Source organism: Phormidesmis priestleyi ULC007, assembly GCF_003003695.1.
GTDB lineage: Bacteria > Cyanobacteriota > Cyanobacteriia > Leptolyngbyales > Leptolyngbyaceae > Phormidesmis_A > Phormidesmis_A priestleyi_A.
In genome coordinates, this window is the sequence record NZ_PVWG01000001.1 from 135,435 (window position 1) to 157,325 (window position 21,891).

Here is a 21,891-nt window from a genome sequence, read left to right on the forward strand (position 1 = left end):
CCACCAGCTTTCCACTAGTCGTAACTGGACGATGTGAACGAGAAGTGGAGTCAAAAAACGTCAACCTTAAATATCCCTTACCACTCCGAAACACTTAAATAACTTGAGTATTAAATCAGGCACCATCAAAACCTATAGTTCTTATAACGCTCAAGGAATCTGGTATTTTACCAATGCGTGTAATGGACAGATGGGTGTGATTCACTCTAGCCAAATTAGATTTTAGAGACGCTGACGGTCTGCTTTTGGGTCAAGGTTAAAGCAACGCCTTTCTCGTAATAAGCGGCTTCGTTGATAAAAATGGGATAGACCGTTGTGCCCTCATAGACGATCGTATGACCATCCAATCCTAAAAACATTGGGTCGCCAGACTTGAGCGGCTGATAATCTCTCCCTTGCAAATCAGGGTGAATCATTGCCTGAATCTCGCCTGCCTCGTTGCGCGGATAGTCGATCGAGCCAATGGTTTCATAAAAAGTTAGGGGACGATCGGCGATTGTCAGCGTACCTTGATTGCAATCGTGCAAATAATCCAAAATTATGTAAATCAACGCTTCTGTCTGCTGAAACCAATAAGCATCCAGTACCCCCTGAGCGACTGCACCGACTTCAATCACCACCCCTAACTCAGAGAGCGATCGCAACAATCCACTTTCTGAATCAGTCCGCGTCAAACAGACTTTGACAAGCGGATTTGTCCCACTCACGTAGCTGGCTAGTCTCAAGCTATCAGGACTGCGATTTGCCATCAAGAGAGACAGCCCCATGTTGGCCGTGGTCGAGTGCAGATCGATAATTACATCAACTTGAGCGCTGCCTTTTGTTCCAAGTTGTTGAGCAATGGCTTTGGCTTGCTGCGCTTCATAGTCAGAAAGATTTGAGTTTTGCAGATCTTGATTGAGAAATGCCCGATTTAAGTCTTGATCAATGTATCGGCGAGTAGCGGCAAACGCTTGAGGATTTGCAAGTAGCGTTTGGGTTTCAAAACTCGATCGCCGCACCAATTCTGGATATTGCTCAAACTTTTTAATTAAATAAGCTCCGGTGAACTCGTTGCCGTGAGTTCCGCCTACGATCGCGACGCGCTTAATGGGGTTCATGATAATAATTCTGGACGGCTCTTCTCAAGATAAAGGCTAGAGCGTAGGAAAAAATAGTCGTAGATAGCCTGAGAGCAGCGCCTCACCGTAGAAGACACTCAAAGCGGCTCCCAGTGCCAAAAACGGCCCAAATGGGATTGGCTGGCGGCGATTGATCAGTCCCAATGCGATCGCGCCTCCGCCTGCAAATGCCCCCGCAGCACACGCTAAAAATCCGCCAATCAGCAGCAGTTTCCAGCCTAACCAAGCGCCCATCATCGCCGCAAGTTTGGCATCACCTGCCCCCATGGCGGGTTGCCCCAGCACGATCGAACCTGCAAACGAGACGGCATCGAGTAGCCAGACTCCTAACACCGCGCCGATCACGCCTGCAAAGAGATATTGAATCGCGCCCGTCAAACTAGAGGTGATCATAAATCCTGATATTGCCTGAAACGCCAATCCTAAAATCAACCCCGACTGAGTGAGCGGGTTAGGCAGCGTCATCGTGTCTAAGTCAATCAAAGACAGCGCCAGCAGCCAGCTTAAAAAGAGCCAATAGCCGATCGTGGCGATCGAGAAACCAAACATCCAAAACACCAGCAAAAACAGAATTCCAGTTGCCGCCTCTACTAACGGATAGCGGGCAGAAATTGGGCTTTTGCAGTGACTACACTGCCCTTTGAGCCACAGCCATCCTAATACGGGTACATTTTCCCGTTTTCGCAGGCGAGTCAGGCAATGTGGGCAGCGAGACGGCGGATAGAGCAGCGACAAGCTTGCGGGCAGTCGATAGACGACAACGTTTAGAAAGCTGCCGATCGAAGCTCCGAGCCAAAACACAATCAGAGAAGCGGGAAGGGCAAGCAGAAAATCCATAGCAGGTTTTAGGAGTCAGGGGAGCAAAACATAGGCTGATTGAGAAGGGTGCAAGATGTCAGTTAGTTTAACTCAATCCCTATCCCAATCTAGATAAGCGCACTCGGAAGATCACTCCGTCTCTTTAAAGACTTTACTTCCAACCATAAATTAAGCGTAAAGCTTAGACCTTATATCTGAATGAAGAGTAGTCTGAGTAGTGAGGAAATAGTTGTGTATAAAAATATACGTTTTATACGTAGATAACTGTTTCAACCTCCAACTTAGTACTCAAATGTCAAGGAGAAAGAAATGTCGTTCGCGTCAGCAAGTGTTGCTATCCATCAACTTATAGAACTGCAAACCCTAAAAACTCCCGATGCCGCAGCAATCGTTTTTCAAAATCAACGACTGACATATCGAGAACTCAATCAAAAGGCGAACCAATTAGCGCACTATTTACAGATATTAGGAGTAAAGCCAGAAACCTTAGTTGGAATTTGCGTAGAGCGATCGCTAGATATGCTTGTGGCGCTTCTTGGCATTCTGAAAGCAGGCGGTGCTTACGTTCCGCTAGACCCCAGCTATCCTCAAGATCGATTAGCCTTCGTCATTGAAGATACTCAACTTCCAGTTCTCATTACTCAGCAACATCTCTGTGCAATTTTGCCGCAGACCCAACACGCACAGCTTGTTTGTCTCGATACTGATTGGCAAACCGTGGCTCAACAGAGTGAAGCAAATCCTGAAAGTAGTGTCACAGCCGAAAATTTAGCCTATGCCATTTACACGTCCGGCTCTACTGGCAAGCCTAAAGGAGTCCAGATTACGCATCAAGCGGTGGTCAACTTCCTGCGATCGATGCAAGCAGAACCAGGACTTTGCCAACAGGATGTTCTCTTAGCAATTACAACCATTTCGTTTGACATTGCCGTTTTAGAACTGTTCTTACCGCTGATTGTGGGTGCTGAAATTCTCCTGGTGAGCCGTGACATCGCATCCAGCGGAACCCTTCTATCGAATCTTCTTTCAGAGTCGAATGCAACGGTCATGCAAGCGACTCCAGCGACCTGGCGAATGTTGGTGGCGGCTGGATGGAAAGGGAATAAACCACTCAAAATGCTGTGTGGTGGAGAAGCGCTGACGCGATCGCTGGCAGACCAATTGCTCGAAAGAGGCAGTTCACTCTGGCAGATGTATGGACCGACTGAAACGACGGTCTGGTCAATGGTGCATCACGTCGAATTTGGCGATCGGGCTGTCCCTCTGGGTCATGCGATCGCCAATACCCAGATTTATATTGTGCAAGAACCCGCTCGTCGAAAAAATGACTCCCTGCAAATTGTATCAGGGGAAGGAGAAGGCGAGATCTATATTGGAGGTCAGGGTGTCTCGCAAGGGTATTTGAACCGCCCAGACTTAACCCGTGAAAAGTTCATTCCTGATCCATTTAGTGCTGATCCAAACGTTCGCCTTTATAAGACGGGTGATCTCGCTCGTCTTTTACCCAACGGCGACATTGAGATGATTGGACGCATTGATCATCAGGTCAAGATTCGCGGCTACCGGATTGAGTTGGGAGATATTGAAACTGCGCTCTCGCAGCACCCTAATGTGCGAGAATCTGTTGTCATTACGAGAGAAGATGAGTCGGGTGAGCGTCGGTTGGTTGCTTATGTTGTGTTGAAGGCGCAATCGTTGCAGTTGCGATCAACAGAATTACGAGCGTGGCTTAAAGATAAACTGCCTGAGTATATGGTTCCTGCCATTGTGGTCTTTATGGAAAACTTGCCGCTGACCCCAAACCTTAAGGTCGATCGTCGGGCACTTCCAGTTCCCACTCTCGATGCTCAAGAAGAGTTTGTCTCTCCCCGAACCGAGCTAGAGCGCCAACTTGCCCAAATCTGGACGGCGGTGTTGGGAGTAGAAGTCGGCATCTACCACAACTTTTTTGAATCGGGCGGCGATTCACTACGCACCGCCTTGCTTCTATCTCGTGTGCGTGAAGCATTCCAAGTGGAATTGTCTTTAGATTGTTTATTCAAAGCGCCGACTGTTGCTGGATTCGCTGAAGTAATTCAAGCCGTTCAGTCCTGTGGTTCTACGGCTGGGTTTAACACGACTCCCACCGAGCTGTGGGCAGATGCGAACTTAGATGATGCAATCCGTCCCCATGCAATCAGCGCTTTGCACAACTCTGACGCGGTTCTTTCGGAGTTGCGCTCTGGGCTAATCGCCGCTCAACCCATCTTTTTGACAGGTGCAACAGGGTTTATCGGTGCGTTTCTGCTGCAAGAACTGCTGCTCCATAATCCTCAAATGACTGCTTACTGTCTAGTCCGTGCAGATGATTGTGAAGCGGCAAGCGATCGCTTACGCAAAAGTCTAGAGCGCTATGAACTTTGGCAAGACACATTTGGTTCAAGGATTATTCCCGTGCTTGGAGACTTATCGCAACCGCTCTTTGGTCTATCTGAATCGCAGTTTAGAGAATTGGCAGATCGAGTTGATGTGATTTATCACAGTGGTGCCTATGTGAATCTTGTCTATCCCTATACTGCACTGCGAAACGCCAACGTGTTGGGAACTCAAGAGGTGTTACGCCTAGCCACTCAGACGCGAACCTTGCCAGTTCACTACATTTCCACCATTGATGTCTTTCATTCTTCTGAATATGAAGAGGCGACCTTTATTTCAGAAACCGATCAGCTACTCAGTTGCGATGGATATACAGAAGGGTATGCCCAGAGTAAGTGGGTTGCTGAAAAGTTAGTCATGCAGGCTCGCGATCGCGGTTTGCCCGTCTGCATCTATCGACTAGGAATGATCACAGGGCACAGTCAAACGGGTGCGTTTCAACTCAACAATATGATTTGTAGGCTAATCAAGGGCTTTATTCAATTAGGGTGCGCGCCTGAGTTGGATCTAAAGATGTCTCTAGCTCCTGTAGATTACATTGTTCAAGCAATTCGGCATTTGTCTAGTCAGCCAGCCTCGTTTGGTCAAACATTTCATCTGGTCAGTCCGCATCTGTTCACGCTCAAACAACTCGTTGCTGATTTAAATGTACTCGATTACTGGGTGACTCTGATGCCCTATCAGCAGTGGCAAACAAAGCTACTCGCTATGCCTCCAGAGAATGCGTTAACTTCAATGGCATCCATGTTTACAAAAAGACCTGACAAGCAACAAACCCCGATCGAAACCGCCACTTTTGTATCTCAAGCGTTTGATACTCGCAACACTGACATCGGGCTAGATGGAACTGATATTGTTTGTGCGCCGATCGACAGTTCAGTTTTGCGAATTTATCTACTTTATTTTATGCAAAACGGCTTTCTGCCACAAAATTCTCAGTTAACCTGTATGCCGTGAGATGGATTACTGTTTGGGGAATTCTAACTTTTAGTAGTGCAATCACGTACAAGCCCTTGAAGTTTGCTGGTAATCCCCATGAAGAGTCCGCAGACAGATCTCGCTTCAACCCCTCGCCTTCCCCGTAGTCTCAACCTTGTCGAAACCTGGGGCTTTGGGTTAGCAGGTCCTCCAGGTTGGACTGGGTTAGTTCCGGCTATGAAAGTCGCGCTAGGGTCACAGGCAATCTTTGTCTGGATTCCGGCAACGCTGATTGGCATCTTGATCAACTATCAAGTGAAAAGTTTGGGGGAGCGCCAGATCGATGTAGCGGGTGGAACTCCCAACTATATTGCCAGGTTGCTAAAGCGATATCCCACGATCGCTAGCTATGCTGCGATCGGATATTTACTCAACTGGGTTTCAACAATTCCTCTAAATGCCATCATTCTGACCGACGTAGTTCAAGCAAATCTAGAACCCTTTGGAATCCATATTCCAACAATAGCCATGCGGATCGGTTTTATGCTGTTGCCCTTCGTTGTGGCATTCAATGGAACTCGTGCATTAAGCATTTTGCTTTTATTCTTTATCGTTCCATCAATGGGGTTGCTCATAGCGTTCAGTTTACAAGGGCTAGTCTGGCTAGGACTATCGCCTGAGAGTCCTGGGTTTCTGCCAACCGATTGGAACTGGGGTTCAATGGGCTTCGCAGATTGGGCAAAGTGGTTTTTCTTTGCAACCTTTGCAACCTACAGTAGTGAAACAGCTTCCTCATTTGTGGCAGACAGTCGCCGCCCATCTGAAACGCTACGGTTTTTAGATGCCGCCGCCTGGACTGGAGCTATTATTTTTATCGCGGGAAGTTGGGTCATCACCCGATTAGCGCCTGCTAACGATACAAGTGGTGATGTGTTGCTATATTTGGTGACGGCAGCTAAACCATTTTGGGGGCAATCTGCATCCCTGATTGTGACCTTCTTGTTAGCCTCTTCATGTTTGCTAACAATGGCAACAGCAGTTTCCAACAGTCCTCGAATCTTGTATCAGCTTGCTCTAGACAAACACCTCGCACCCGTCTTGGGCATCACGTCGCGGCGAGGAGTCTTTGGACCGGCTCTAACGATCGTGTTTGGGCTTTCGCTGTTCTTTCTGTTTTGGGGAAATGTAGCTCAGATTGTGGTCGTTGGCAATGTGGGTTGGTTTGTCTCCTTCACATTAATGCAGTTAGCGCTTTGGTCACAACGAGGTCAACCGGGAGTATTAGCGCCTCGATTGGCGTTCGCGATTTTCCTATTGCAAACAGTCGTGTTGTTTGTGGGCGGTCTAGCATGGGGCTGGCAGGACTTTTTGATTGGATTGTTGTTTCCCGCCGGAATCTTGGTGATAGATGCTGCTATCCGACGGATTCGGTTTGCTCCGTTTCGCCCTAATTGGTGGATACGATTATATCAATCAAACACGTCCCCTATTAAGGATCTGGTGCTGTTCCAAGTTTCGACTCTGATCGTTTTGATTTGTGGCTCGGTTTTGGTCGGTTGGGGGTTCCGATCGCTACTGAATCAAAAAGCAGTCGAGCAGGGTAACAATCTGATCCTTGTGTTGCTGATCATTGTGGCGTTTGTGGGAGTCGCGATCGCATGTTGGACGACACTACCGCAAGTGATTGCCGTTGAAGAAGCCCGCGAAAATGCCGAAACCCTCAACCAAGATTTGGAAATTCGGGTTGGGCAACGTACTGTTGAACTCAGAAAAGCCAAAGAAGTCGCTGACCAAGCCAAAGAAGTCGCTGACAGTGCAAATCACGCCAAAAGCGAATTTCTTGCCAATATGAGCCATGAGTTACGCACTCCTCTAAATGGCATCTTGGGCTACACTCAGATTTTGCAGCGATCGCCATCTGTGGTCGAGAAAGATCAGCAAGGCATTGGAGTGATTCACCAATGTGCATCTCATCTGCTGACTCTGATTAACGATGTGCTTGATTTATCAAAGATTGAGGCTCGAAAATTAGAACTCCATCCTCACGATCTTCGCCTTGCTCCTTTCCTGCAAGGTGTTGTAGAAATCTGTCGCATTCGAGCCGATCAAAAAGGTCTAGATTTTATCTACCCTTTAAATCAGCAACTCCCGGTGATGATTCATGCCGATGAGAAGCGGTTAAGACAGGTTTTGATCAACCTGTTGGGAAATGCCATCAAGTTTACGGATGCAGGAAGTGTGACGTTCGCGGTATCGGTTGTTGAAAACCCTGAACAGAAGTCTCCTTACCCAACTCATACCATCCGGTTTCAGGTTGAAGACACTGGCATTGGTATGCAACCCACTCAGCTAAAGAGTATCTTTTTGCCGTTTGAGCAAGTTGGCAATCGTGAAAAGCAATCAGAAGGAACAGGCTTAGGATTGGCGATTAGTCACAAGATCGTCAATATGATGGAAAGCACGATCGCGGTTGAAAGCCAATTAGGAAAAGGCAGCAAATTCTGGTTTGAAGTAGCGTTACCTAAAGCGCATGACAGTAAGCAATCAGAACAGCAATTTGCGATTAAGTCAATTTCTGGATTCAGAGGAAACAAACGAAAGATCCTTGTCGTAGACGATCGCTGGGAAAATCGTTTAATCGTGAAAAATCTTCTCGAACCGATCGGCTTTGAGGTGTTTGAAGCCAAAGACGGCCAAGCAGGCTTAGACACCGCCCTTCAAAAACAGCCAGATTTAATCATTAGCGATATTTCAATGCCTCGTATGAATGGTTATGAGATGATGACGCAAATACGAGCGATGCCTGCATTAGATGAGGTCATAATCGTGGTTTCATCTGCCAACGTGTTTCAAGAGGATCAATACAAAAGTCTTGAGGCAGGAGCCGTTGAGTTTCTACCCAAACCGATTGATGTCAATTCTCTGTTTGAGATGCTACAGCGACAACTGAATCTAGAGTGGCTTTATTCTCCAAAACTTCAGGCAACTAGTTTGAATTTACCCAGTGAACAGGGAATATTAGAGAAACAAATCTCATCTGCAAATTCTCAGAGCTTGACACCCTTAAGTGTATCCACTGCGATCGTGATCCCATCTCCTCAAGAGATATCTGTACTCTACGACCTCGCCCGCAAAGGATTAATAAAAGATCTACTTCATCAGATCGATCAACTTGAGAAATCTGATGCGAGATTATCTGAATTTTGTCAGTCCCTTCGACAGTGGTCGAAAGGATTTCAGTTGAAAAAGATTCGAGCATTTCTTGAACAATATTTAGAGAGTCATACGTGATGGAACTCAAGAACGAGTCTCAAATTGTCCTTATCGTGGATGACAATCCCATAAACTTAGAGGTTTTGTCAGAAGCGCTGACTAGGGCTGGGTTACAAGTTGCCGTTGCGCTAGATGGCGAAAGCGCGATCGAGCAAGTTCAATATCATCTTCCTGCTCTGATCTTGCTAGATGTGATGATGCCAGGAATTGATGGCTTTGAAACGTGTCGTCGTCTCAAAGCCAATCCTCTCACAAACGAGATTCCGATCATCTTTATGACGGCTCTCTCAGAAACAGAGAGTAAAGTCAAAGGACTGAGCGTTGGTGCAGTAGACTACATCACTAAACCCTTTCAACAAGAAGAAGTTTTAGCGCGGGTCAGAGTTCACTTACAATTGAATTATCTGAATCAGAAGTTAGAAGCGCAAAACATTTTACTCCAGCACTTTAATGAGTCTTTAGAACAAAAAGTTCAAGAACGGACTGCTGATTTACAGCAGGCTCAAGCTCAACTGATTCAACAAGAAAAGTTATCTGCACTCGGACAACTGGTTGCAGGAGTTGCCCACGAAATCAATAACCCTGTAAATTTCATTTATGGTAATTTTCCGCCCGCAAAGAACTACATTCGAGATTTGCTTGACTTAATCGATTTATATCAAGAACATCACTCTGATCCTGCATTGGAGATTCAGAACAAGATCGAAGAAATTGATTTAGATTTTTTGCGCTTGGATCTTCCGAAATTATTAAACTCAATGCAGCTAGGCTCTGAACGTATTCAAGAAATTGTTTTGTCGCTACGCAATTTCTCGCGCTTGGATGAAGCTGGTTTTAAGAAGGTTGATTTGCATGAGGGAATTGAGAACACATTGCTGATCTTGGGGCATCGGCTAAAAGCAAAATCAGCGCTGTCTAGAATTCAAATCACTAAAGACTATGGGGATCTTCCTGGTGTGACTTGCTTGGCGGGACAACTGAATCAAGTGTTTATGAATCTGTTAGCGAATGCGATCGATGCATTAGAAGAAGCGCTCTCTGAAAAGCGAGGACCTGCTTCTCCTACGATTCATATTTGCACGAGTCTAATCGAAGAGAATCGAATTCAGATTCAGATTACGGATAACGGTTCCGGCATCCCGGCGAAGGTTCAACAAAAAGTGTTCGATCCGTTTTTTACAACTAAACCGATTGGAAAAGGAACCGGATTAGGCTTGTCGATTAGTTATCAAATCATCGTTGAAAAGCACCATGGAACGATCGAATGTCATTCTATGTTGGGGCAGGGAACCAAGTTTGTGATTGAGATTCCGATCGAGCAAGTAGATCTCAGATCCTGCACCGTTCTCAACAAGGAGTTGCTTAAAATCTAAAAGCTTGAAAGAAAGGGTGTAGAAACACATCCTCTTCATTCGATTTCAGAGGAGCAGGTTTGGCCATAATCGCTAGTGTCATGAGCTTCTTCAAACTCGCTGCTTTGATAGTAGCAAACCCTAGCCTGTGACAGTCACTCAGCCCCTAACTCCCCCCTCATCTCTGCTTGCCTAATACGCCTCTGATTCAATCCATTCAAACGGCACAAAGCACTCCTGCGGCAGCAAGATCGCCTTGCCTGTAAAGATCAGTTTGCCTCGATGTGTGAGCCGATTGATCGCTACCCCTAAAGGTGGCTCCGTCAATTCGGGATGCACTTCATAATAAACCTGATAAATCAGCCGCGCCGATCGCACGACCGCCGGATCAACATACGCCGTTACGCTTTCATCATCCACACCCACACCTACTTGTTCGATCGTGTTAACCACCAGCACTGCCCTCGATTGACGTTCCGACTGTATCCTATTGCAAAAATCGAAATTGGCACGAAAAAAATACGCTTTATTTGTTGAGCGCTTTGATTAACGCATCGCCGATAGCCTGACACCCAAATAGAGTTTTGCCCTCCGACATGATATCCCCGGTTCGATAATCTTGGTCTAGAACGGTAAGAACGGCTTGTTCAATATAGTCTGCGGCAGTCGGCTGATTGAGTCCATAGCGCAACATCATCGCCGCACTCAGCACTTGGGCAAGTGGATTGGCTTTATCTTGTCCAGCGATGTCGGGCGCAGACCCGTGAACAGGTTCATACAGACCGGGGTTTGACGCGCCCAAACTGGCAGACGGCAACATCCCAATGCTGCCTGTTAACATGGCGGCAGCATCAGAGAGAATATCGCCAAAGAGATTGCTGGTGACGATCGTGTCAAACTGCGTGGGCTGTCTCACTAGCTGCATGGCGGCGGCATCGACGTACATATGAGACAGTTCGACATCGGGATACTCGGCTGAGAGAGTCGTGATGCGATCGCGCCACAGTTGCGAGACTTCTAACACGTTTGACTTATCGACTGAGCAGAGTTTTTTGCCTCGCTTTTGAGCGGTTTCAAAAGCAACTCGTCCGATGCGCTCAATTTCTGATTCGGTATACGCCATTGTGTTTACGCCCCGCTTTTCACCCGTCTCAGTGGTAAAAATTCCTCTCGGTTGCCCAAAATAAATGCCGCCTGTTAGCTCTCGCACGACCATAATATCGACTCCTTCCACGATTTCTCGCTTCAGGGAAGATGCATCAATAAGCTGCGGCAAAATGGTTGCCGGACGCAGGTTTGCAAATAAGCCTAATCCCGCTCGAAGCCCTAACAGCCCGGTTTCAGGACGTAAATGCCGAGGCAACGTGTCCCATTTATAGCCCCCGATCGCTGCCAGCAACACCGCGTCACTGTTCTTGCACTGCGCTAAAGTTTCGGCAGGCAGCGGTTCGCCTGTGGCATCGATCGCCGCCCCTCCCAGCAGCGCTGCTTGAAACTCAAACGTCAGGTCAAATTTCTCACCGACGACTTTGAGAACTTGAACGGCGATCGCCATAATTTCAGGGCCGATGCCATCGCCAGAGAGAAGCGTGATCCGATATTGCTGTGCCATCGGTTTAATAAAGTTGCGGCTAAGACTGCGGGCTATATCATACCCTGAGCGGTGACGATCGCTGGGTGCAGCCTAGAATTGAGTTTGAAGATTTAGATCAGAAGTCAGTTGAAAAAGCGTCCGTTTGGCTTGCTTGCCATTGTGGTTTACAAATCGTTTGTGGCTTCTCTGTTGATGGTGACAGCGATCGCGCTCTTATTGGCGATGAATAACTACGAAGGTCTTCAAGACTTTGCTAGTAATTATGAACTCGAAGGCAAAGCCGGGATCATCGAATGGATTTTAGACAAAATTCTCAATCTCAATCCGAGAACGCTGCAATTTAGTGGTGTTGGTGCAGCGACTTATGCGATCGTGACGGCGATCGAAGCGATCGGGTTATGGCATGAAAAACGCTGGGCACACATTTTAGTTTTAGGGCTGGTAGGAATTAGTATTCCGCCAGAAATCTATGAATTGACGCAAGGTTTCTCGTTTCTAAAATTCATCGTCTTTGTTGTAAATGTGGCGGTCTTTTGGTATTTGATTCGCACTTTTCCAAAACACAAAGAACACAAACATTAATATGTAATTGGATTGATGTTTTGCGGTTTAATTTAGCGATCGAGGTTCAGGACAACTCCGATTCATGCAGGGGGAGAAGTTCATCGCGGTACGACTCGAAAGCAGGAAAGTCAGGAACTCCTTCATAAAACAGGATTACATCCGACCACTGGGACATAGAGCTAGGTGTCGTTTGGATTATCTGACGCAAGGCTTGGAGAACCAAAGTTTGGAGCGGAACACTGGATTGGGCTGCTTGGCGGATCAGGTCTTGTTCAAGATCTGGAGGTAGGTCGATCGTGATTTGCATAGTGCTTTGCTTTGTCTAATACCAACTTTCTCTAACTGCCTTTGGTTATTGTACCAACGAGGCTCAAGAATCTCTTTGCTAGGCTGCGATCGCAATTAACTCAACGATCACGCCTCCCCGCCTTAACTTGATTCATCTCCTCAGTGTCATCGGTGTCACGTCCCGAAACGGTGACTGAGTGCGGATGAGACTGCGCCATCATCGCCTCCTCAACTGCTCGCGGAAGCTGAATGTCCACGCCATTAATGATTGCTCCCAGCAACTTGTGATCTTCTGTCTCGCTGAGATGGTCGATCGCTTCAGTCAAGATGCTTTCTTGCGTCACACCCGGACGGGTGACAATCACCAATCCATCGCTGTAGGGTTCTAACAACAGCGCGTCATTACAGTGGCTCAAAGCAGGCGTATCTAGCACGACGAGATCAAATCGCCCTCTGGCATCTTCTAATAGGCGGCGCATCTCGCTCGATTCAAGAATCGAAGCCGCTTGACGTTGCGGACCAACACTCGGCACCACATAAAGATTTTCGACCTCTGGAGCGAGACGAACACACTCGCTAATCTGCCCGTAATAGCGCAAGGGTTCGACGATGCTGTCGGGGTCAGTCGCAAGATCGACGTAAGCTGCTTTGGATGCCGATCGCAAGTCTGCCTCAATCAACAACGTTCGCTTTCCGGCTCTGGCAGACGCGATCGCTAGATTGTAAGCGCTGACAGTTTTACCTTCATCGGCGATTGTGCTGGTCAACAAGATCACTCGCAGCGTTTTGTTTTCTGTCAGGCGCAGCTTACTGCGAAACCGCTCATAATACTCAAAGTAAGGAGAATCTGGGCGCACTAAAACCGGAGAATCTGTGACATCCCAGCCTTTCACTAGCGGCAGTGAACCGAGAATCGTCACATCGCGCGATCGCAGCGCTTCTCGCAGATCGTCTTCGGTGTAGAATTTGCCCTCCATTGTGTCGAGCAAGAAGATCAAACCACCGCCGACGAGTAAGCCGACCAAGCCCCCGATCGCCAACATCAACGGAATGCTCTTAGTGGCGTTGGGCAGAGGCGGCACCACGGAAGGCGCTTTGGCGAGACTGAGGCTGCTCACCGTTTCGGCTTCGGCGGCTCTAGCATCGACTAGTTTGACTTGCATCTGATCGTGGAGGGCTTTCTTGAGCCGAACTTGATCTTCTAGCCGAGTGCGCTCTAACTGGCGATTGGGGACGACCGAAAATTGTTGGCGGAGTGTTTGCTCCGATCGCGCTGTCGAGCCTAACTGCTGCTGCAAGGCTTCCTGCTGGGTCTTGAGTCCGACTAGGGTGTTTGCTAACTGCTGTCGAGCCGGGTCGAGACTGCTGTTTTGCCGCACCGTGCTAGAAAATGGAGCCGCCGATCCGTTGCCGCCCATCACTTCTCTAGCGCGTTTTTGAAGCTGTTCTTCTAGCGTCTGCTGCTGTTTTTGGAGGTTGATCAGATCGGGATGTTCTGGGCGCAGATCCTTACTTTTGAGCGAAATCTGTGCCTCAACTTGCTGAATCTGAGCGCGGAGGTTTGCCAACAGTGGGTCAGCACTCAGAGCCGCAGAGATATACGCCTGACTGGGGTCTAAGCCTAGTCGCTGTTCTAAACTGCGAATCTGAGCATTAGTGCCATCGAGTTGCAGTTGTAGCTGTCGCTGCTGAGTTTGGCTGCCTGTGATTGCGCCGATCAGCGTTCCATTTTGAGCCGCCAGCAGTTGAGGCCCTTCAACCCGATCGTATTCTTCTAACACTTGTTCGGAGGCTCTCAGATCGTTCGACACCTTGGGCAATCGCTGATTAATCGATTCGATCACGGCGCGCAATCGGGCTGAATTGTTGAGCCGACTCTGTTCGACAATGCGCTGACTAAATTGTTGAACCACCGCGATCGCGCGATTAGGATCGCCATCGTTGTAAGAGACATCAACTTGCGCCGAGCTACTCGTCGGAACTGTTGCACCTTTAGCTACTTTCGGAATGTCTACTTCTACCTTGGTATTCCTAGCCACCTCTAGCGGTGGGATGCCGACTTCTTTGGCAACTGCTTCGATCATCTCTTTGGGCACGAGAGAATCGCTGGTAAAAGTCTCGATCGGCTGTCTGACTTCAGTGCCGATCGTCGAAAATGCGATCGGCGGACGATTTGAAACCAGTAACGCATTTGCCTGATAAACCGGGGCTGGGTCAGGACGAGAGGCGACTACACCTGCCGCCGCCATGCCGACAAACACCCCGGCTGGAATGGCCCATTTATAGCGATCGACGGCCAGAAGATAGCGCTTAACGATTGGCGGAGTCATAACAGCACACGAGAGAAGGTGAGTTCAGTGGACAATGGACTAATTTCGGTTGTTAGTCGGGCCGAAGAGATTACTGGCACCGTTACCCAGTTCTCTAAAAAATAATAGGAAGCCTAAAACATCTCGAAAAGGTTGAGTGAACACGTTGAGGGCATAGGTAACTCTTCCCACTAAATTGCGACCGATCACAATCACATCATTGTCTTCGAGCGCAATGTTTTGAGCCATATCTCCCATGATCACCTTTTTGCCGTCGATTTCTCGTGAAACAGCTTTTTGCTGCACTGGGTCAAATCGAATTAGGGCAATTCTTCGCAAGTCGGACGCATCGGGGTTGACGGCGGCGGCGGTAAGTGCGTCTAAAAAGGTGCTGCCACTGGGAAGCGTGACATTACCTAACCCGCCTCTGGCATAGCTTAAAACTCGAACTGAGATCTGAGGTTTCACCAGTGTAGATCGAGCCACCAACCCGCGATCGTAGTCTTTTTCTGCCCCCGGCGCTAATCTGGAAACCACCACGACATCACCATCTTGTAGCCGCAGATCGGGCAGAGCGGTGCCATTTTTAAGCGGGGCGATCAGATTCAGGGTTTCTTCTAAAGTCGAGCCATCGCTCAAAGTACGGCGCACAATCACTGATCGCAGGTCTGCCATTTGGGTCGCTCCTCCCGCCGTGAGCAATGCAGAAGAGATCCGGCTCGGTGCTTGGAGCGGATACACGCCCGGTCGGGTAATTTCTCCGGTGAGCGTCACCAGCACTGGGCGCTGATTCGTTAGTGCCAATAGGACGATCGGGTCAATCACAAATCGATTGACACCTTGACGGACTTTTTCTTGAGCTTGCTCGATCGTCAACCCCTGAAGCGCGACTTTGCCCAACAGAGGCGTAGTGATATTGCCGTCTTGATCGATAACTGCCTGAAAGTTTAAATCTGGAAATCTCTGAACGACTACGCCAACCGCATCTCCGGCTCCTAAGCGATAGAGATTAAATGAGCTTGGGGTCGTGGGTGCGGTTGGAACGGGTTGAACGATCGGAGGCGGTTGAACGATCGGAGCCACAGGTTTAGAAGACGGTGCAGATGGGTTAGGAAGCTCTCCGCGATCGCGCAGTCGCTGTCTAGCTTGCTCAACTAAATCAATCGCAGTCGGAGGCGTTGACGGTTGGGTGGTCGGAGGAAGTGGGGTTTGACTGAGAGCGGCTTGAGGAGACTGACCTGCAATCGTCCACAGCAAAATTGCAACGGGCACAGAGGTGGCATAAACGCCTGCAAGAGACAAAGCTGTAAACTGACGAATCAGGGCGATCGGGGTCATGCGGGATGGGATAGGTAAACGATCGTTGACTTAACGTGAATTCGATGAAGCTTTTCGCTGCGGTTGCAAATCCGATCTGCCCCCTAAATCCGCCATTCTGAAGGACTTCAAGCCCAGGATTTAAGTTCCAATTTTGGGGGGATTTAGGGGGCAGAAGCCGCTAACAACGAAGCGAAAAAACTCATCGAACTGACATTAACTTAAATCCTGTGATGAAATTTTTAGACCATCAGTTCCAGACGGTCAAAAGATCGCGGATTAAATGGTAATGCCATGCCCTTAAAGATGTTGCTATTGTATCTCTCACACTTCAGAGCGACGATTTAAGTTCACACTAAGGCTTCAAAACCCCTGACATCAGAGTTGATTGAACGCTTTGAGCAAATGATTCCACTTCTGACCAGTGCTGATCGATCGTATCCAGTGGCTCGATCGGCATCAAAACGCTGACTGCCACCCAGGGAATGCGACGATTTTGCCACTGAGCGGCGCGATCGGCAAAAAACCACTGACTCGGTGCTGGGTGTCCGCCCGTTGACCATGCATACCATTGCAGCACGGCGTAGGTCTGTCGGCGAATGGCTTGAAGGCTGCCCGGTTTTGGTTTAGTCAAACCTCGAAAAAATTGCGCCGTCACTTTAGTAGCGGGTTCAGACACCGTGAATTCAATTTGACGATCGGAGTCAGTTTCCCAACTTTGAAAGCCATTGACATCGCTCCACTCGACTTCGGGCTGTTCTCGGTTGCCCTTTTGCGGAAACAATAGCAAAATCGCCTTGTTTTGCTTGGCACCGACCATCTCTTGCATCAACCATTTGTGCTCTCCAACCTGCGGAGTTTGACGATCGACGATCTGCCACCCCGGCACGGCTAATCCGACCTGACGCAGCTTAGTCAATTGAGATAAGGTCGCCACCTTGGGAGGTTCTGCCCAACGCCACTTGCCTGATAGATAACCGGGGACTGCTCCGATCGCGACCAAAATCAGCAGCAGCAAGAGCAGCGAAACCTTAGACCATTGAAGATGCAGAGATTTGAAGGACATGATCATCGCCAAAATTAAAAGAGGATTGCAGCTTAAGCCGGAGAAAAATGTTTATCAAGCAGGCTCACAAGCACGACGAGCAAGCCCAACATCAGGGCAGAATAGACATCGCCGCCCCAACCTTCGTGTAGCCAGCCAAAGGCCTGATCTTGACCAGTGCCGTGAAAGTAAGTCAGGAGGGTGTTGCGAAGGATGTTAGCCGTGACGCTAATGATCACAGTGCAGCCGAGAAACAGGATTGAGATCAGGCGCGATCGCAGCAAATCTGTCCAATAAAGCAGCATCAACGCCACATATAAACTAGTGAATAACATCTTTAGCCCCGCGCAGTAGGGCGCTACTTCGACAATTTGCCCGTTGACGTAGAGATAGATTTGCTCAACGGTGACATTCAAACCCAGTTGATTGAGAATAAACCCAGCCGTGCCTGCGATGAAACTTTGCAGGGGCAATGTATAAGGCGCAATCAAATAAGGAATCTCGCTCGGCGTTGCCAGAAACACGAGCAGCAGTGCAAAGCTTTGGAGCTTTAAGCCAGGTAATCCTTTGAGCCACAGGCAAATCCCCGTCAGCAAAATTGGGAGAGACAGGTTGACAAAATCGGGCAAGCCACTTAGATAGAAAATTCCAGCGACTAGCAGCAGGAGTGCGCCGATGAATTTTTCTAACCCGATCGTCGGCTGACTCGGCTCAATCAGTCGTTGCCACCGTTTGCGATTGATCCAGGCGACATAAGCCGCAAAAGGCAATCCGATCACACCGTGACTAAAATATTCGTGCTCGATGCTAATGCTTTTGCGAAGCCAGCCATCAACCCAATGCAGCAGAATTGGGGCATAGAGCAGCGTCAATAAACCAATCAGGGCAGCGTTGCTCCAATAGCGATCGACGAGTTTAGAAGAAAGACGGATTCGCATAACGTTACGCTGAAATCTTGAGGGCTGACTGAACGATTAAAGAAGCTTCTAGGACATCTACGATCCGGTGAATTTGCAGGTCACTCAACCCTGGATACATCGGTAGAGACAAGATCTCTTGACACAAGGTTTCAGCGATCGGAAAATCGCCCGCTCGATAGCCCAACTCTTGAAACGCTGGCTGAAGGTGACACGGCAGCGGGTAGTGAATTCCGGTTTGAATCGCTTGCTGGGCAAATTGCGCTTGCAGAGCCTCGCGATCGAGCGCACAAACAGGCAAGCCGTCACGATTTTCTGTCACTACTCTGATTACATAAAGATGATAGGCGTGTCCTTTCCCACACTGGTTCTGAATCGGCAAAATCCCGTGCGCGTGCAGTGGTTTGAGGAGAGTATTGTATTGGTCGGCAATGTAGACGCGATCACGGTTCCAACCCGCCAGATAAGGCAACTTCACGTTTAACACCGCCGCTTGAATCGTGTCTAGACGGCTGTTTGTGCCTTGATCGGTGTGGAAATATTTGCGGGGTGCCCCATAGTTTCGTAGCGATCGGAGTTTCTGAGCAACGCTTTCATCGTGGGTGATGACCATGCCCCCATCGCCCAAAGCGCCCAAATTCTTAGCCGGATAGAAACTAAAGGCGGCAGCAACGCCGATCGATCCGGCTCGATAGCCTTCTCGCTCGGCTAAGTGGGCTTGAGCCGCGTCTTCAAAAATCATCAAGTCGTAAGTGTGAGCGAGATTGAGCAAAAGGCTGGGCGACACCATCTGCCCATAAAGATGCACTGGAACAATGGCGCGAGTTTTGGGCGTAATCGCTTTTTCGGCTGCTGCGAGGTCAATCAGGGCTGTTTTAGCCTCGCAGTCAACCAAAACCGGAGTCGCTCCTGACCGCAGCACCCCAATCAGCGTGGCGATAAACGTGTTGGCGGGCAAAATCACTTCATCCCCTTTGCCAATGCCACAGGCTTGCAGTCCGAGGGCGATCGCGTCAGTTCCGCAGGCAACCCCGATGCCGTGGTGCGATCGACAGACCGCCGCAAATGCTTGCTCAAACTCTCTCAGGGCTTGACCTAAGACATAATCGCCCCGTTGCATTACGTCTCTAATTGCCTGCTCAATCTGGTCTTGAAGCGGCTGATGTTGAGCCAAGAGGTCAACAAACGGAATTGTAGCTGAAACGCTCTGCATAAAAAGCATCAAAGATGAAGGGTGGGGAGCTAGGTATAAACGCTAATCTAGTTATGGGTCATGAGTTAGTGAGCAAACACACTTAAAGCGTGAAGAGTCTGTAAATTTCTTTAGAGACTCTGTGAACTTCGCGTCATTCTTCTTCAATCTCTGCAAAAACTAGGAAGCGATCGGACTTCGCAAGTGAGCAGAATTACCTTTCCGGCAATCTTGAACTCAGAGTACCCACTGCACCCGGCTTCATCTCAGGTTTAAAAATTTCGGCATTGCTGGATAGAAAGATTTGGGTAGGGGCAATCCCTCCATACAGCAGGGGTAGGCACGGGGGCGCTCCCCCTACAACCATTTTGTCGCCCATTTTGCAAGTTTCGCGATGGGGGTTACTGGACTTGAACCAGTGACATCTTGCTTGTCGAGCAAGCGCTCTACCACTGAGCTAAACCCCCGTTTCTTAAAATCAATCAGATCGAAGCAATGATTTGCTACTGACCCAATCGCCTCTGAGAGCATAACATAGGGTTCGCATCGATCGCAAACCCCATCTCAACCCTCAAAAAATCTTCCCTCCACTCCTCCTTACGAATGATTAAAGTTCATTACGAACTACTTCGAGGACGATCGGGTCTGTGATAATTTCAGGGAAGTGAATCAACGAATGCAGCATTTAGGAGAGGAGAACACTTTGGAATCGCGCTCAAACCAAACGCCCAACCCTGCCCTTCGAGAAGACTTCAGCGAATATGTCGCCCACCTTCAACTGCATATGGCGCTGCAAGCTCGCAACCTAATGCCCAAACTCACCAACACTGCCGATAGCCGCGAACAGTTGTTACATCAAACCCAAGCCACAGTTGAGAAACTGGTATCTCGTCAAGGCTTCTGAGCAAATCAATATTTAGAAATGGGTAGTAGATGGGTCTCGATCGTCTGCTACCCATTTCTTTTAAAGCGAATTCTTGCGACCACTTCACCCCGAAGCTGATTAGAATTGTTAAAGCTTAACTATTAGCAACATTTGGGGAGCCAATCGCGGAGCATTATGGAAGCCGAAACCATCAAAGAACGGATCAAATTGATTGAAGGAAAACGCGAGTCATTGCTGCGTCTACTAGAACAGCCCGATTTAGGGGTTTTACGCATTGATGTCAATCAGGCATTAGAAGAAATGGACGACCTGATCGACGAATTTAGACGGACATTTCCTACCGAAAACTAACAAAGAGATTTCGTAGGGGCAAATGCCTTTTGTCCCTATGTTTCTTCGCCTGATCGTAGCTGCCAATAAACCAATATCAGCGTCACAGCCAGCAAAACCGTTGCCGCTGCCGCCGCATATCCAAAATCGAACTGAGCAAATGCCTGGTCATAGACATAATAAACCAGCAGATTGGTCGAGTTGAGCGGCCCACCCCCTGTAATCACGTAGACCTGCTCAAAGCTGCGAAGCGTAAAAATCGCAGTTGTGACCACCGCAAACACGATCGTCGGACGCAAACCGGGCAGCGTCACATACCAAAATTTTTGCCGCGCGTCTGCCCCGTCCAATTCTGCTGCCTCATAGCGACTGACTGGAATGGTTTGCAATCCTGCCAGAAAGACTACCAGGTTGAATCCCAACTGCTTCCAGATGCTCAACAAAATCAAGACGGGCATTGCCCACGCTGTATCTTGCAGCCACGCGATCGGGGCGATTCCGATCGCGCCTAACCAATCGTTCACGACTCCATCGGTTTGAAACAGCCAGCGAAATCCTAGCCCCGCCGCCACGAGTGACGTAATCGATGGAATAAAATAAGCGGCTCTGAGCAACCCTCTCAAAGCGAAGGATCGATCGAGCAATACCGCCAACCCCAACGGAATGACCACACTGGGGATCACGGTCGCGATCGTAAAATAAGCCGTGTTGCCCAAGACCTGCCAAAAATCAGGACTGACCAACAGCCGCCAATAGTTTCGCAACCCTACCCAGCGCACCCCCGCTCTGGTAAAGCTGCCAGTCGTGAAGCTCAGATAGCCTAGATAAGCGATCGGATACAGCACAAACACGCCCAGCAAAATCAGTGCCGGAGACAGAAAAACCCAGGCAGCGATCGTCTCATTATCAAGTAAGTGCGATCGGGCATTAGCGGGTTTGCGATCGGAAAGATCAGATGACATGAGGAAATTGTGCTTGAGTGTGGGATGACATTTCATTAAGGTTAGCTAACGGCATTGAGCAGCAGCAACCTCGAACTTAGTCACAACCTTGCCTGGCTGACCGATCCAACAAAGTGTTCGATCGCTTTTACACTCATCACCTTAAGATTGTGAATTAAATGTAAGACCAGAATTTGCGTACGGGCATGGCCCTGCCGTGCCCATTGACGTTGCAAGTAACCAACATTATTTAATTTAACGTCAGTTCGACAGAAGTGGTTTGCTCCGGTTGTGAATTCGGGAGAGCTACCTAAATCCCTCATTTTTGGTAGACTTCAAGCCAAAATTTCCGGTTCAAAGTCCCCCAATTTGGGCAGGGCAGTTTCATTGTCATTGAAGAGAAGTCATTGACATACTCACCGTCCTGAAGGAGCGGTGATTCTCCAAACCTCGCGATTTAGATTTCTGCTTCATTGCAACTGCCTCCACCTCTAAGGTTTTTTGGTCTTATGTTCGCTCCACAGACTTTCCGCTTTAACCCGCGTTCCCGGATGCCCCTCGGTATGGGCGGGAGAAACTTGGTTATCGTCCCTCCCGCTCAAACTATAGA

At 48.7% G+C, this 21,891-nt stretch carries 18 protein-coding genes and 1 tRNA gene; 7 read left to right on the forward strand and 12 right to left on the reverse strand.

Annotated features, from left to right (window positions below; genetic code table 11):
* The first annotated feature begins 103 nt into the window (after nt 1–103).
* Nucleotides 104–226, forward strand: a complete 123-nt coding sequence (locus C7B65_RS29135; RefSeq protein ID WP_262983505.1) for a hypothetical protein — start codon at nt 104–106, stop codon at nt 224–226.
* On the opposite strand, the gene C7B65_RS00625 is transcribed toward C7B65_RS29135, so the two are convergent.
* Nucleotides 216–1,100, reverse strand: a complete 885-nt coding sequence (locus tag C7B65_RS00625; protein ID WP_073068981.1) for an aspartoacylase — start codon at nt 1,098–1,100, stop codon at nt 216–218. The genes C7B65_RS29135 and C7B65_RS00625 overlap by 11 nt on opposite strands.
* Before the next feature lie 36 nt (nt 1,101–1,136).
* Entirely contained in the window at nt 1,137–1,958 is an 822-nt protein-coding gene (locus C7B65_RS00630; RefSeq protein WP_073068982.1) for a prepilin peptidase, read from the reverse strand.
* A gap of 291 nt (nt 1,959–2,249) precedes the next feature.
* Here C7B65_RS00630 and C7B65_RS00635 point away from each other — a divergent pair, with 291 nt between their 5' ends.
* The 3 genes from C7B65_RS00635 to C7B65_RS00645 all read left to right on the forward strand — a co-directional run bounded on the left by C7B65_RS00635 (nt 2,250) and on the right by C7B65_RS00645 (nt 9,919).
* Nucleotides 2,250–5,312 carry a non-ribosomal peptide synthetase family protein gene (locus tag C7B65_RS00635; protein ID WP_073068983.1) on the forward strand — a complete coding sequence of 1,021 codons (3,063 nt, stop codon included), beginning with the start codon at nt 2,250–2,252 and terminating at the stop codon, nt 5,310–5,312.
* A gap of 78 nt (nt 5,313–5,390) precedes the next feature.
* On the forward strand, nt 5,391–8,564 hold the full coding sequence (locus C7B65_RS00640; protein WP_073068984.1) for an ATP-binding protein: 3,174 nt from the start codon (nt 5,391–5,393) through the stop codon (nt 8,562–8,564).
* Nucleotides 8,564–9,919, forward strand: a complete 1,356-nt coding sequence (locus C7B65_RS00645; protein WP_073068985.1) for a sensor histidine kinase — start codon at nt 8,564–8,566, stop codon at nt 9,917–9,919. Before C7B65_RS00640 ends, C7B65_RS00645 begins: the two co-directional genes overlap by 1 nt.
* Nucleotides 9,920–10,090: 171 nt before the next feature.
* Here C7B65_RS00645 and C7B65_RS00650 read toward each other — a convergent pair whose 3' ends face one another.
* Nucleotides 10,091–10,351, reverse strand: a complete 261-nt coding sequence (locus tag C7B65_RS00650; protein WP_073069275.1) for a hypothetical protein — start codon at nt 10,349–10,351, stop codon at nt 10,091–10,093.
* 73 nt (nt 10,352–10,424) lie between these two features.
* Nucleotides 10,425–11,510: a 3-isopropylmalate dehydrogenase gene (gene leuB, locus C7B65_RS00655; protein ID WP_073068986.1), complete on the reverse strand. Its 1,086-nt coding sequence runs from the start codon at nt 11,508–11,510 to the stop codon at nt 10,425–10,427.
* Between the two features lie 108 nt (nt 11,511–11,618).
* Here leuB and C7B65_RS00660 point away from each other — a divergent pair, with 108 nt between their 5' ends.
* A complete protein-coding gene (locus C7B65_RS00660; RefSeq protein WP_073068987.1) occupies nt 11,619–12,074 on the forward strand; it encodes a DUF2127 domain-containing protein in 456 nt (151 codons plus the stop codon).
* 46 nt (nt 12,075–12,120) lie between these two features.
* On the opposite strand, the gene C7B65_RS00665 is transcribed toward C7B65_RS00660, so the two are convergent.
* The 7 genes from C7B65_RS00665 to C7B65_RS00695 form a co-directional block, all read right to left on the reverse strand.
* On the reverse strand, nt 12,121–12,363 hold the full coding sequence (locus tag C7B65_RS00665; RefSeq protein WP_073068988.1) for a hypothetical protein: 243 nt from the start codon (nt 12,361–12,363) through the stop codon (nt 12,121–12,123).
* A gap of 100 nt (nt 12,364–12,463) precedes the next feature.
* On the reverse strand, nt 12,464–14,674 hold the full coding sequence (locus C7B65_RS00670; protein WP_073068989.1) for a GumC family protein: 2,211 nt from the start codon (nt 14,672–14,674) through the stop codon (nt 12,464–12,466).
* A gap of 39 nt (nt 14,675–14,713) precedes the next feature.
* A complete protein-coding gene (locus tag C7B65_RS00675; RefSeq protein ID WP_083582591.1) occupies nt 14,714–15,991 on the reverse strand; it encodes a polysaccharide biosynthesis/export family protein in 1,278 nt (425 codons plus the stop codon).
* Between the two features lie 334 nt (nt 15,992–16,325).
* Nucleotides 16,326–17,036: a cyanoexosortase B system-associated protein gene (locus tag C7B65_RS00680; protein WP_219898263.1), complete on the reverse strand. Its 711-nt coding sequence runs from the start codon at nt 17,034–17,036 to the stop codon at nt 16,326–16,328.
* Between the two features lie 32 nt (nt 17,037–17,068).
* Complete coding sequence (crtB, locus tag C7B65_RS00685; protein ID WP_073068991.1) at nt 17,069–17,953, reverse strand: cyanoexosortase B; 885 nt, start codon at nt 17,951–17,953, stop codon at nt 17,069–17,071.
* A 4-nt stretch (nt 17,954–17,957) separates the two neighbouring features.
* On the reverse strand, nt 17,958–19,145 hold the full coding sequence (locus C7B65_RS00690) for a DegT/DnrJ/EryC1/StrS family aminotransferase (RefSeq protein WP_073068992.1): 1,188 nt from the start codon (nt 19,143–19,145) through the stop codon (nt 17,958–17,960).
* A gap of 374 nt (nt 19,146–19,519) precedes the next feature.
* Nucleotides 19,520–19,591 (reverse strand) — tRNA-Val (locus C7B65_RS00695).
* Between the two features lie 236 nt (nt 19,592–19,827).
* Between C7B65_RS00695 and C7B65_RS00700 the strand changes: the two genes are divergently transcribed.
* A complete protein-coding gene (locus C7B65_RS00700) occupies nt 19,828–20,028 on the forward strand; it encodes a hypothetical protein (protein WP_106253888.1) in 201 nt (66 codons plus the stop codon).
* A 156-nt stretch (nt 20,029–20,184) separates the two neighbouring features.
* The gene (locus C7B65_RS27575) at nt 20,185–20,361 is read left to right on the forward strand and encodes a hypothetical protein (RefSeq protein WP_181314304.1); all 177 of its coding nucleotides are present in this window, start codon (nt 20,185–20,187) and stop codon (nt 20,359–20,361) included.
* Between the two features lie 35 nt (nt 20,362–20,396).
* Here the strand turns inward: C7B65_RS27575 and C7B65_RS00705 are convergent, their stop codons facing one another.
* Nucleotides 20,397–21,302: a carbohydrate ABC transporter permease gene (locus tag C7B65_RS00705; protein WP_073068994.1), complete on the reverse strand. Its 906-nt coding sequence runs from the start codon at nt 21,300–21,302 to the stop codon at nt 20,397–20,399.
* Between the last annotated feature and the right edge of the window lie 589 nt (nt 21,303–21,891).